The sequence below is a fragment of the Pedobacter sp. N23S346 genome, from assembly GCF_048515415.1.
Classification (GTDB): domain Bacteria; phylum Bacteroidota; class Bacteroidia; order Sphingobacteriales; family Sphingobacteriaceae; genus Pedobacter.
The window spans coordinates 182,653-196,381 of the sequence record NZ_JBLYEE010000010.1; the positions used below are offsets into that span (position 1 = coordinate 182,653).

General features: G+C 39.0%; 10 protein-coding genes. 2 read left to right on the forward strand and 8 right to left on the reverse strand.

What is annotated here, in order from left to right:
• Positions 1 to 229: 229 nt before the first annotated feature.
• From ACN1CD_RS17655 to ACN1CD_RS17670, 4 genes are all read right to left on the reverse strand, one after another.
• Positions 230 to 1,663, reverse strand: a complete 1,434-nt coding sequence (locus ACN1CD_RS17655; RefSeq protein ID WP_419131719.1) for a TolC family protein — start codon at positions 1,661 to 1,663, stop codon at positions 230 to 232.
• A complete protein-coding gene (locus ACN1CD_RS17660; RefSeq protein ID WP_419131720.1) occupies positions 1,656 to 4,826 on the reverse strand; it encodes an efflux RND transporter permease subunit in 3,171 nt (1,056 codons plus the stop codon). Before ACN1CD_RS17660 ends, ACN1CD_RS17655 begins: the two co-directional genes overlap by 8 nt.
• Positions 4,827 to 4,848: 22 nt before the next feature.
• Positions 4,849 to 5,931 carry an efflux RND transporter periplasmic adaptor subunit gene (locus ACN1CD_RS17665; protein WP_419131721.1) on the reverse strand — a complete coding sequence of 361 codons (1,083 nt, stop codon included), beginning with the start codon at positions 5,929 to 5,931 and terminating at the stop codon, positions 4,849 to 4,851.
• Between the two features lie 478 nt (positions 5,932 to 6,409).
• Complete coding sequence (locus ACN1CD_RS17670; RefSeq protein ID WP_419131722.1) at positions 6,410 to 6,943, reverse strand: GNAT family N-acetyltransferase; 534 nt, start codon at positions 6,941 to 6,943, stop codon at positions 6,410 to 6,412.
• Positions 6,944 to 7,120: 177 nt separating this feature from the next.
• Here ACN1CD_RS17670 and ACN1CD_RS17675 point away from each other — a divergent pair, with 177 nt between their 5' ends.
• Positions 7,121 to 7,825, forward strand: coding sequence for a RibD family protein (locus tag ACN1CD_RS17675; protein WP_419131723.1), 705 nt, complete (start codon positions 7,121 to 7,123; stop codon positions 7,823 to 7,825).
• Between the two features lie 125 nt (positions 7,826 to 7,950).
• On the forward strand, positions 7,951 to 9,606 hold the full coding sequence (locus ACN1CD_RS17680; protein ID WP_419131724.1) for a carboxylesterase/lipase family protein: 1,656 nt from the start codon (positions 7,951 to 7,953) through the stop codon (positions 9,604 to 9,606).
• A gap of 158 nt (positions 9,607 to 9,764) precedes the next feature.
• On the opposite strand, the gene ACN1CD_RS17685 is transcribed toward ACN1CD_RS17680, so the two are convergent.
• The 4 genes from ACN1CD_RS17685 to ACN1CD_RS17700 form a co-directional block, all read right to left on the reverse strand.
• Positions 9,765 to 10,487 carry an MBL fold metallo-hydrolase gene (locus ACN1CD_RS17685; RefSeq protein ID WP_419131725.1) on the reverse strand — a complete coding sequence of 241 codons (723 nt, stop codon included), beginning with the start codon at positions 10,485 to 10,487 and terminating at the stop codon, positions 9,765 to 9,767.
• Between the two features lie 161 nt (positions 10,488 to 10,648).
• Positions 10,649 to 12,037 carry an AMP-binding protein gene (locus tag ACN1CD_RS17690; RefSeq protein ID WP_419131726.1) on the reverse strand — a complete coding sequence of 463 codons (1,389 nt, stop codon included), beginning with the start codon at positions 12,035 to 12,037 and terminating at the stop codon, positions 10,649 to 10,651.
• Between the two features lie 8 nt (positions 12,038 to 12,045).
• Positions 12,046 to 12,288, reverse strand: a complete 243-nt coding sequence (locus ACN1CD_RS17695; protein WP_419131727.1) for an acyl carrier protein — start codon at positions 12,286 to 12,288, stop codon at positions 12,046 to 12,048.
• A 43-nt stretch (positions 12,289 to 12,331) separates the two neighbouring features.
• Positions 12,332 to 13,729: an MATE family efflux transporter gene (locus ACN1CD_RS17700; RefSeq protein ID WP_419131728.1), complete on the reverse strand. Its 1,398-nt coding sequence runs from the start codon at positions 13,727 to 13,729 to the stop codon at positions 12,332 to 12,334.

Consider the following 13,729-nt stretch of genomic DNA (forward strand, 5'->3'; position numbering starts at 1 on the left):
AGGAAACCAAACAACATAAACGCAGAATTAATATAAGTTTTACTTATCCTGGTCATAGCATTTCGCTACGACCGCATTATTTAATTGAAACTAAGGGTCATTAAGTTTAGCAAGTTTTTTTTATGGTGAAAAATGCATTCGTATAAATTGTATCGCAAATTGATAACAAAAAAACGGTCTTCAAAATTATTTGAAGACCGCCTAAGTTGCTAAAAACTTAAATTAAATGTTAATTCCATCCACCACCAAGTGCATGATAAATATTTACCACTGCATTCAGCTGTTGCTTTTTGGTTTCGATTAATTCCAGTTTAGATTGTAAGGCATCGCGTTGCGTCATTAAGACTTCGAAGTAATCTGCCCTGGCCGATCTGAATAAAGCATTTGAAATTTCTATTGATTCGGTAAGCGCTTTAACCTGTTGATTTTTCAAATCATAACTTTTCTGCAGGTTATTGATATTCGACATTTGATTGGCCACTTCGATATAACCATTCAAAATGGTTTTCTCATAATCAAATACCGCCTGCAACTGCTTCGCATTCGCCGTTAAATACTCGGCTTTTATCGCATTTTTATTAATAAGTGGTCCGGCCAGGTCTCCTGCCAAAGAATAGATTAAAGATTCGGGTGTTCTAAGCAAGTAATTCGGATTAAATGCCTGATAGCCTACAGTTGCCGAAATACCTAAAGAAGGATAAAACTGCGCCTTCGCTACTTTAACATCCAATTTAGCTGCTGCCAGTTCAAGTTCTGCTTGTTTGATATCAGGTCGGTTTGCCAGCAACTGAGATGGAATCCCTGATGCTACTGTGGATGGAACCAGGTCTGTGAAATTTTTTCCATCCCTGATGATCGGTTGCGGATATCGTCCTAATAGAAAATTAATTTTATTTTCTGTCTCTGTAATATTTTGCTGAATATCAAACTGCATACTTCTGGAGCTCAAAACCTCTGCCTGAAATTTCCTTACGGCAAGTTCTGTTACGCGGGTCGCTTCTTTTTGAATCTTCATTAACTCCAGCGCATCGCTCTGGATTTTAATATTCTGTTTTACAATATCCAGTTGATTATCAAGCGCCAATAATTCATAATAAGAATTGGCAACTTCTGCAACAAGATTAGTGACTACAAAATTCTTACCTGCAACTGTTGACAGGTAATGATTTACCGCCGATTTTTTTGCGTTACGCAACTTGTGCCAGATATCGGCCTCCCAGTTGGCCTGTAAACCAAATCTATAATCTGGCAATACTTCAGGCACGCCTTTACCAGGGGTAATTTCAGTAGAGGCATCACCTGCACCAGAACTGGTGTATCGGCCAACTTTATCCAGTCCGGCACCAACACTATAACCTAAAGTAGGTAAGAGATCGCCTTTTTTAGATTTAATATCATTCCTGGCGATTTCAATATCCTGTAAAGTGATATTTAACTCCTGATTATTTTTTAAAGCCGTATCGATCAGGCTAACCAGGTTGGGATCAGTAAAAAATGTTTTCCACTGGATGGTTGCACTGTTCAAGGTGTCTTGCGAATCGCTAAAACCAGCAGGTACATTTTTATTTTCAGCACGTTGTGCAACCTCTGGTAATTTACAAGCGGTATATGCTGCGCATATTACGGCTAAACCAAGGTATTTATAGATGCTTTTTTTAAACATTGTCTTCAATTTCTTCAGTTAATGGATGTTCCTCTTCAATTTTGTTCAATTTGTGTCCCTCGGCAATTTTTCCAAATATGAAATACAAACCTGGAATAATTACCACCCCGAAAATGGTACCGAACAGCATCCCTCCAGCCGCAGCTGATCCAATGGTTCTGTTTCCTATTTTACCAGGGCCTGAAGCAATCATTAATGGAATCAAACCTGCAATAAAGGCAAACGAAGTCATTAAAATCGGCCGGAAACGCACAGAAGCACCTTCCATGGCTGCTTTTAAAACCGATGCACCCTGACTGTGCCGCTGTGTGGCAAATTCGACAATCAGTACTGCATTTTTTCCGAGCAAACCAATGAGCATTACCATTGCTACCTGCGCATAAATGTTGTTTTCCAGTCCTAATAATTTCAAGAATAAAAAGGCTCCGAAAATACCTGCCGGGAGGGAAAGAATTACAGAAAGTGGAAGAATGAAACTTTCATACTGAGCAGCAAGCACCAGGTAAACGAATGCCAAACAGATTAAGAAGATATAAATTGCCTGGTTTCCCCTCGAAACTTCATCTTTAGAAATACCTGCCCAATCGATTCCAAAACCCCGTGGCAATGTTTTAGCGGCCACTTCTGTAATGGCTTTAATGGCTTCGCCAGAACTATATCCGGGCGCAGATTGCCCGCTGATTTCGGAAGCATTGTACATATTATGACGGGTAATTTCAGACAATCCGTAAACTTTTTCCATTTTCATAAAAGCGGCAAATGGAACCATTTCATCGCGATCATTTTTAACCGATAGTTTTAAGATATCTTCTGGCAAGGCCCGGTATTGTGGCAACGCCTGTACCATTACCTTATATTGACGATCGTATTTAATAAAGCTCGTTTCGTAATTACTACCCACAAAAGTAGAAAGCGTATTCATTGCATTATCAATCGTTACCCCTTTCTGCTGCGCAATTTCATTATCAATTTTGAGCATGTACTGCGGAAAACTTGCACTATAAAATGTAAATACAGATGATAATTCTTTACGCTTATTCAATTCCCTTACAAAATCGTTGGCAACCGTTTCCATTTTTTTATAATCTCCACTTCCGGCCTTATCTAAAAGCCTAAGCTCGAAACCTCCCGCGGCACCATAACCTGGCACTGCTGGCGGTTGAAAAAACTCGATGGTTGCACCTGGAATCGATTTTGATTTTTCTTCAAGTTCTTCGATAATTTCTGAAGCAGAATGCTTGCGTTCATCCCAATCTTTCAAATTGATTAAACAAGTACCAGAGTTTGAACCCGTACCTTCAGTTAAGATTTCATATCCAGCTAAAGATGATACCGATTTAACGCCATCGATATCTTCACACATTTTCTGAAGTTTCTCTGCAATCTGATCTGTCCGTTCTAAAGTTGATCCCGGAGGAGTTTGAATAATGGCGTAAACCATTCCCTGATCTTCATTTGGAATGAAACCAGATGGCACACTACCACTTAAGCCCCAAATACCTAAACAAAATGCGATAAGCACACCGAAAGTAAGCATCCGGCGACTAACAACTTTCGTTAAAACGAACTCATATTTACCAGAAAGCTTTGCGAAGCCATTGTTAAAGCCATCTAAAAACTTATCTACTATCGTTTTCTTTTTCGCCTTACCATGATTGTTTTTCAACATGATGGCGCACAAAGCCGGCGTAAGTGTTAAAGCCACAATACCGGAAAGAATGATTGCCGTAGCCATGGTGATCGAAAACTGGCGATAGAAAATACCAACCGGCCCAGACATAAAAGTTACCGGAATAAATACCGATGCCATTAAAAAGGTAATTGCAATAATTGCCCCACCAATTTCTTTCATTGCCTGCTGCGTAGCCTTGAGTACAGAAAGATGCCGATCTGCTTCCATCTTTGCGTGTACCGCTTCAATTACCACGATCGCATCATCAACTACCACACCAATGGCTAATACTAGGGCGAACAGTGTTATTAAATTCAGCGTGATGCCGAAGAATTGCATAAATACGAAAGTACCGATTAACGAAACCGGAACCGCGATGGCCGGAATAACCGTAGAGCGCCAGTCGCCAAGGAACAGGAACACCACCAAGCCTACTAAAATAAAGGCCTCTACAAGTGTGTGAACTACTTTTTCTATGGATGCATCAAGGAATTTAGAAACATCATAACTCACTTCATAATCTAATCCTTTCGGAAAAGAACTGCCTTTAATCTCGGCCATTTTAGCCTTTACATCCTTAATTACCTGACTGGCATTACTTCCGTAAGATTGTTTTAATACAATCGCTGCTGAAGCTTTTCCATTCAATGTAGAATACAGATTGTACGCTGCACTACTGAATTCTACATCTGCAACATCTTTTAAACGAAGTAATTCGCCATTCGGACTAGACCTTAAAATGATGTTTTCGTAACCTTCTTTGGTATTAAATCGACCTGAATATTTTAACACATATTCAAATGCCTGCGATCTTTTACCAGAACTTTCACCCGTTTTACCTGGCGATGCTTCTAAACTCTGCTCATCAAGAGATTTCATCACTTCATCAACAGAAATTTTATAAGCCTGCATGCGATCTGGCTTTAACCATATCCGCATGGCGTAATCTCTATCTCCCAAAATATCTGCATAACCTACACCATCAATCCTTTTCAGTTCTGAAAGCAGGTTAATATCAGCAAAATTATACAGGAAATTCTGGTTCATTTTCGGATCCTTGCTATACAAATTAATGTACATCAACATATTAGATTCTTCGCGGCTAATCTTTACCCCTTCGCGAACCACTAACGGCGGAAGCTTATTTGTAACCGCAGCCACACGGTTTTGAACGTTTAAGGAAGCCTGATTTGGATCTGTTCCTAAATTGAAAACCACCTGAATGGAAGCCTCACCATCGTTACCAGCATCCGATGCAATGTATTTCATTCCCGGAACACCATTAAGTGCCCGCTCTAAAGGAATTACTACTGATTTAATTAATAATTCGTTATTCGCACCAGGATATTCTGCTGTGATATTAACTTTTGGTGGAGATATGGATGGGAATTGCGTAACTGGAAGAGCAGTAATGGCCAAGACCCCCAAAAACACAATAATGAGCGATATAACTATAGAAAGGACGGGCCTTTGTATGAATTTGCTAAACATAAAATAAGTTTGAAGGTGTAAATTATTCGGTTTTCAATCTCAAGCTGTTGATCACATCTTGCGGTTTTTGAAACTTAAAGGCAATCTTATCATCGTCTTTAACTTTCTGTACGCCTTCCAGCAAAATTTTATCGCCAAGGCTTAAACCATCTCCAACAATATATAAATCTGGCAGGTCGCCTTTTATCGTAATAACCCTGGAATGCACTTTATTCTTACTATCCACTACGAAAACATAGGTTTTATCCTGAATTTCATAGGTTGCTTTTTGAGGGATAACCAATGCATTCTTCAATGGAACAACCATTTGAATTTTACCGGTTTCTCCGTTTCTAAGCAGATTATCAGAATTTTTAAATCTGGCCCTGAACGCAATGTTTCCGGTTTCGTTGTCGAATTCACTTTCAATCAACTCCACCTTCCCTTTTGATTTCAGCAATTCGTTATTGGCTAAAAGCAAGCTTACTTCCTGTTGTCCTTTTGCTTTAACTGTTGATTGGTAATTCAAATATTCAGGTTCTGAAACGTTGAAATAAGCAAAAACCTGACTGTTATCTGAAAGGCTTGTTAATAAAGCGCCTTCCTCTACCATACTTCCGAGTTTTAAAGGAATTCTATCTATTGTACCCTCAAATGGTGCCCTGATTTCGGTAAAACCAAGGTGCATTTTCGCCATCGCAGTTTCGGCATTGGCCGATTGTAGTTTTGCTTTGGCCATGGCTAACTCGTTTTTGGAAACGACATTTTTATCTGTAAGTAATTTAGTATTCTGAAGTTCTATTTCTGCAGATTTAGTTTCTGACTGTGCTTTTAACAACTCCGCCTGAAGCATTTTAGGCATAATCCTAAATAGGATCTGTCCAGCATGTACATGCTGACCTTCATCTACATAAATGTTTTGTAAATAACCTTTTTCCTGTCCGCGGATTTCGATGTTCCTCACTGATTTGATCTGTGAAACATACTCTTTGGTAAACGAAGTATCGATATTTAACGGTGTAGTAACTGCATAAGTAACTACTTCTTCTTTTTCCTCTTTTTTTGAAGTACAACCTGTTACATAAAGCAAAGCACCCAAAGCGAGGTACATGACATTTCTTTTCATTGTCTGATTTTTTGAATAGTTTATCTGATTTTTTTCTATCTGATTAATTTGAGGGAAATTAATTTCAGATAACAGTGGTGTTTTGAAACCGCTGCCTTCTGTAGATTAGCATACCCCATTTGATTAATACTGGTACGAAATAACTACAGATTTATGAAGTTATAATGAAGTTGAACTTCAGGTTGGAGGTAAGTGGATAAATCCTAAGCAATTTTAATTAAATGAGGTGGTCTTAGAAGCTGTCTAAAAATTATAATTTATTAACTTACGAAATTTCCAAGGCCTGAGCGCTGAAGAATTTCGTAAGTTTTGATGAGAGTACCATAAAACTTTCGAAGTATTTCCCACAACAAGGGCCACTAAAACTTCGCAAGTTGATCTTCATTCATGAATTTAGACAGTTTCTTAGCGAGATGCTAAGACCAGGACTCAGGGTTGTAGCAAGGCGCCAAAACCTGTAATAGAAATACTAAGATCATTATTTAATTAAAGATGATAACGTTTTACGCATCATAATATCAGTTTGCTCATCATCACCCATTTTAAAAATGTGCCGATCAAAAGCAACAAACCCATTTTTTTCGTAAAACCTAATCGCTCTTGGGTTTTCTTCCCAAACGCCTAGCCATATGGTATCTTTCTTTAATCGTTCGGCAGTAACCAAGGCTTGTTCGTAAAGCATTTGGCCAACTTTTTTACCATGATGACTCGATTTGACATAAATCCGTTCGATTTCTAAAGCCATATCTCCCTGGTCTTCCGTTTGGGCAGCTCCAACATTTACTTTTAAATAACCTACAGGCAGACTTTCATCCCATGCAACGAAAAACATCGATTCCTTATTATTTAATTCGCTTTTAACTTTTTCTTCACTAAAATTTTCATCGAGGTACTTTTGCATATCCTCTTTTGTATTGCTAGCGGAGAAAGTTTCGTAAAAAGTTTCCTTACCAATTTGTTGAATTATGCTAATGCTTTCAGCCGTAGCTGCAGTAATTGTGATATGCTCCATGTTATTAAATTCAGTTTCCAAAATTATATAATCCTCAACCATCCACCTTTAACATTTGTTAAATAATTTTTCCTTATTAATAAAGATCTTTTTCTGATATCAATAATAAAACCCTTCCATAAATTACAAACAAGCCTGTTCTATTTTTTGTTAAACTTAATCTAATCCAAGATTGATATGAAAAAAGAACGCCCATATGTAACCTGTCTGATGATGACTTCAGTTGATGGGAAAATCCTCGGAGAAAAATGGGGCACTAGTGAAAAAATGGAAACCCTGAAAGGGAAATTTGAACAGATCCATGAAGAAATCGGCATTAAAGCCTGGATTGTTGGCCGTACCACAATGGAAAAAGATTTTACCGACTTTGCAAAGCCAGTGATCAAAAAAGAATCTCCAGCTATGGATCGGGGCGATTTTGTTGGCAAACACAACAATTCTGGAAAGTTCGCCATTGCTCTAGATGGTCAAGCTAAGTTAGGGTGGCTCGAATCCACGATGGATGGCGATCATGTCATTACGATTTTAGCTGAGGATGTGTCAGACGGATATCTCGCACATCTTCAAGATATTGGCATATCTTATATTTTCGCCGGAAAAAATGAAATAGATTTATCTGTAGCATTAAATAAACTACGTAAACTGTTCGGAATAGAAAAACTGATGCTGGAAGGTGGCGCCCGGATTAATGGAAGCTTCCTTCAGGCAGGATTAATTGATGAACTTCACCAGCTATTATTACCTATTGCTGATGGAGGAACAGAAACCTCATCACTTTTTGAAATCGATCCAAAAGTTAAAGGTAATGATGCAACCTTAATGAAACTCGAAAATGTAAAACAAATTGAGGATGATGTGCTGTGGCTTACCTACAAATTTTAACTGCCTGAAAAAATTTTATTTTAATGGCAATAGAATTAAATAGTTGACGTTCCAATTTTATACTTTCATTGCTAGAAATACCATTAAATCAGATCCATTGTTAATCAAAAATTCGGCTGTCTTTCATGTTTAAATCTCCTGGAAATTTCTTCCTGCTTACACTCTGTTTAGTTTTCTTCGCCACTAATTTCGCTGTCGCCAATAATGAAAAAGGTTTATTATCAACCAAACACGTTGCAGTAACAGGCGGACGGGTTGAGGGTTCGATTGCCGCAAATGGGGTTTTATCATTTAAGGGGATTCCTTACGCCGCTGCTCCTGTGGGTAATCTTCGTTGGAAAGCACCACAACCACCGCTCCCCTGGAAAGGTGTTAGAAATGCAGATCGGTTTGGATCACGCCCGGTGCAAGAATCGAATCTTTTATATGAATTCAGATCGACGGAGATGAGTGAAGATTGCCTTTACCTAAATGTGTGGACTTCTGCCCAATCCAATCAGGAAAAACGTCCTGTTTATGTGTTTATTCACGGTGGCTCTTTCATCCATGGCGATGGATCACAACCTGCATACGATGGCGAAAGCATGGCTAGACAAGGTGTAGTTTATGTTTCTATTAATTATCGGCTTGGCGTTTTCGGCTTTATGTCACATCCAGAACTCAGTAAGGAGTCTGGCTATGGCGGCTCTGGAAATTATGGCCTGTTAGATCAGGTAGCCGCTTTGGAATGGATTAAAAAAAATATCAGTCAATTTGGCGGAGATCCTGATCGCGTAACTATTGGAGGTGAATCTGTAGGCGCCCAATCGGTAAGTGCACATATGGTTTCGCCACTTTCACGTGGTTTATTTACGGGTGCGATTGCAGAAAGTGGTTCACTGATTGACGTTCGTGCTTTAGTGCTTCCTTTGAAAAAATCAGAAGAATTGGGAACAGAACTGACTAGCTTTTCTAAATCAAGCTCTATTTCAGAGATGAGATTGATGCCTGCAGAAAAATTGCTAAAATTTGTAGAAAAAGGAAATCCGCGCCGTTTCAAACCTACGATAGATGGCTATTTCCTAAAAGAAAATCCGGAAAAAACTTTCATTGCCAAACAGCAAGCAAAAGTCCCTCTGTTAATTGGCTGGAATGCACAAGAAGTTCCCGCAGCAGCATTGTTCAGACTTCGCCGCATCAATACTAAAAACTACAAAACTGCCGTCGAGAAAATTTATAAAGAAAAAGCCGCTGATGTTCTAGCACTTTACCCTGCAAAAACAAATGCAGAGGTGAAAAAAGCTTCGAGTGAGTTAATGAGTGATAGATTAATTAATTACAGCAGCTGGAAGTTTGCAGAATTACATGCACAACAGAAATCTGCCCCGGTTTATAGGTATTTATTTGCTCACCCCCACCCTGGTCTAAATCAACGGACCATTAGAGAAGGAAATGCTTTCCAGGTATTGATCAAAAAAATGCTTAATAAAGTAATTACCGGTACTTCATTCCACGCCTCTGAAATCGAATACGCGCTAGGTAATCTCGATGTTCAGGACAATTACGATTGGAAGGCAGAAGATTATAAGGTATCGAAACAAATGCAGAGCTACTTCATCAATTTTATTAAAAATGGAAACCCTAATGGCCCTGGAATTGACCAACTTCAACTTACTAACTGGCCAACTTACAACAGTGGAAACAAGGGAGAATTCTTGAGGATAGACGGAAATAGTAGCGCCGAAACAGATGCTACCAAAGCACGTTTTTTGTTTTTCCAGAATTTGGAAGAGACAGAATAAGGTGATTTTGGTTAATAACATGCATTAAAACACAATTTAAACAGTTATTCTAGTTTTAACCACCCTTAATTTATAGCATTTTGCACCCTCCGGAGGTGGGGTGCCCAAAGGGCGGGGTGGTTAAATCCATATTATTAATCACACTCAGAGTAATATAACTAGAATTTAATAATCGGTTTTTCCATATCATGGTAAAGCAGTACCTTCCATTCTTGTTGCCTTCCTTCTTCCTCCCACTTTTGGCGTGCTTCGAGTGCTTTTCTTCCCTCGTAATCATTCTTGAAGGCCACCTGAAACTTAAGATAGTTTCGTTGTGGTAAATTGTCGGCACCGTAAAAAATTGTTTCTTCGTTTTCCTTAATCCAGAATACCTGATGGTGAGGTGTATGTCCGCCAGAAACCTCATATGAAATTTCATCTGTAATATTGCCCTCATCATCATTAAGCAAAACAACATTCGGCAGCAATGCCAGCTGCTCCAGCATTTCTATGCGATAGGATGGATTTCCCTCTTGTGTTAAAGCAAAATCTAATTCGCGCTGTTGAATATAGATGGTTGCATTAGGAAAACTTTCAATGAATTTCCTGTCTGAAAAATACCCTATGCCATCAATATGATCTTTATGCAAATGCGAAATAAGGACTTTCGTTACCTGGTCGGGATCAACATTTTCATCTTTTAAGCGTTGGCAAATTGGAGGAACTTCGCCCTGGTTTAAATTGATGCCAGCATCCAACAGGATCAAATCTTTTTCTGTGGTAATTAAAAAAGGCTGGATAGCGACTTTTGCTCCCGATTCTGCAACTGAAGAATCAATTAATGAAAATTTTTTGCTTTTATTTACGGTGTAGTTTCCTAGTTTCAGTGCAATTACGCTCATTTTAATCGTTGTTTTCTAAAGGCAAATCTGGCAATAATTTGCAATATATTGACAACCTTAATAACCCATCTGAATTAAAAGAATAAACTTTGACAACTTTAATAGCCCACCTGATATAAAGTTGTCAAAGCTGAATGAAGATCCGCTACAACCAAATTACATCACACCAATATTTCATCTTTTATTGCCATATAATCTACCTTCCCGTTTGGCGTAAGTGGAATACTATCCAGTAGCTTAGTTTTCACACAGGCAGGATGAATTTTTACCTGCTCAAAAAGTAATTGCTTTATCACTTTTTCATCAATCCCTGCATCTACATAGGCAACAACCATATACTTATCTTCCTCTGCGATGCAGATGAATCTTATACCACTAAACTTTTCACTCAAAATCTGCTCAATTTCATCCAGATTTATCCTTACCCCAAAAAGTTTAATAAACCGTTTACTCCTTCCTGTGATGTAAAAAAAGCCATCATGGTCTGTTCTTGCCAAATCGCCAGTAAGCAGTACCGTATCCTGTTTATAGGCCAATAAATCTTCAACTTTGGCCGCATATCCACCAAAAATATTAGGTCCATAATACCTCAATTCGCCAGATTCCGCGTCGATATCCAAATTACCCTCTTTAATCGGCTTCCCGATCGATCCTAATTTATCCAGCAGGTATTCTGGTGGCAGATAAGAAATTCTCGCCGTGGCTTCAGTTTGTCCATACATGGAAAAGAAAGAGATTTTATGATCAACCGCATATTGCCCGAATGCTGCTAAAATAGATTCATTTAACCGTCCTCCAGCCTGGGTTAGATAACGTAATGATGGATATTTCTTTTCCAGAAACCCAATTCGTTTCAACATCTCATAAACATAAGGAACGCCAGCCAATGAGGTGTATTGAAACTGCTCCAACTCCGCCCAGAATTCCTTTTCCATAATGGTGCTGTTGGTACAAATGATGCTACCGCCTGCAAGAGAATTACTAGTGAAAACCGAGAAACCATAAGAATAAAACAATGGCAGATTAAGTGGGGTAACATCAGCCTGATGAATAGGCAAATAATCTACAATAGATAAAGCATTGCTTACTATATTTCGATCAGATAGTTTCACAAATTTCGGAGATCCCGTACTTCCCGAAGTATTGATTAATAATTTTATCTGCGGATGAACCTCCGTTTTAGTCGCCACCTCTTGCCTGAATAATTGATGTTCAGGTCCTGCATTAACCGAAGTATAACCATTAATTGCGCCCTGTAACGGATCATAAATATAGTAAGGCCGATAATGTTGCTCCAGGTTTGTTTTATAATCCTCATTTAAAGCCGGACTCAATAAGGCAATCGTAAAATTACTCCTCAAAAAGTTTAGCAAAACTTCAACAGATTTCAGCTGATTATCTAGGTAAAGAAACACCAACCCTGAAGTTTCATCTATCGCTAAAGACTCATGAAAATCTTTGGGTGTTCGGGAAATCCCTGTTAAAGGATCAATGTATTGTAAAGCGCTGTTATTTAATATCAGTTCGTAAAGCCGGGATAGATTTTCCATAGAGAGTATCAGTTAAAGGTAACATGGAGTTTATTCAGCACTTGTTTTACATTCGTAAAACTCGACATTTCCAACACATCCTCAATTGCAATGGTCAGGTTAAATGCGGTTTCAATGGCTTCAACCAGGAACAGATGCGATACAGAATCCCATTCTGCAATTCCCTGGTATTTTAAATCTTCCGTTACCTGGTCAACTGGTATTGACAGTGCTTCAGAAAATGCCTGTTTTAATTTTTCTATGTTGTTCATATTAGATAGTGGTTTTGATGATGTTTTTCTCCATTCGGAGGTTTTATATTTTAACAGTTTTCCATTTTCCCATTTTAAAAACAGTAACGCAGCTACAGGAAAGTACAATCTCAGAAATCAGGATGGCCAGGAAAATTCCTTTTGGGCCCCATTGAAAATAAATTCCGAGCAGATAAGATAGCGGCAACTGAATAATGTAAAACATAAGGATATAGAGTGCGGTTACTGTATTTACATTTCCTGCAGCGTTGAGTGCCCTGGAGATTACCATCGTATAGCCAAAGAAAAAGAAAGCAATCGACATGTATTGCAGGTATTCGGAGGCATACGTTAACACTGCTGTTTCATGGGTAAAAAAACTGGCAACAGATTTGGAATAAAACAGTAGAAAAACTGCGATGCTTCCCAAATAGCACATATTAAATACACCAGTTTTCCAAATGGATGCTTCTGCCCTGTCGGGCTGTTTAGCACCAAGATTCTGTCCGGTGAGCACGCCAGCAGCATTTGCAATTCCATAGGCTGGCAATACGCTAAACATGATAATCCGGTTGGCAATGATATAACCTGCCAGCACGCTTTCTCCAAGCTTGGCTACAATAACAATCATGATAAACCTGCTGGAAGACGGAACAAGATATTGAACCATGCCGGCGGCCGCTAGCTTAAGCAGCCTTTTCATTAAGGATGGGACCATCACCAGTTGTTGCCTGGAGATTACAATGCGCTTATTACCTTTGATCAGGTACCATACCTGGTAACTTACACTAAATACATTGGCAGTAACCATAGCAATAGCGGCGCCCAATATGCCGAAAGCAGGAATTGGGCCCAAACCGAAAATGAGTATCGCGCATAAACAACCATTAAGAACGTTTGAAAATGCCAATGTTCGCATGGCCATTGAGGCATCGCCAGAGCCGCGAAATATGCCATTGATCAGCATCCGCATGATCATAAAAATCAGACCAGCGAACATGGTTTTAGAAAACACATTCCCATAGGCCACCAGGCTTTCTGAAGCGCCTGCAAACTGCATAATCTGCTGATTAAAAATCAATGCAATACAACTGCAAACCAATGATAAAATAATGCCAAGGTAAATCACCTGCATGGCTGCAAGACCTGCGCTTTTTGGCTTTTGCTCACCCACACGCCTCGAAATTACGGCAGTAGCAGCAATGCTTAAGCCGGTAGCTACAGACTGGATCAGAATAATTACTGAGTTGGTGATCCCCACTACAGTAATTGCCCGTTCGCCCAGGCTACTCACAAAAAGCAAATCAACCAGCACAAAAAGTGATTCCATACTCAACTCCAGCATGGTAGGCACAGCAAGCAAAAAAGTTGCCCTGTTCACACTTCCAGAGGTGAAGTTTTTTTCAGTACCCTGTAGCGCTATTCTAAATAAATCAAATAAATGGCGTATTCTCAGTAACAC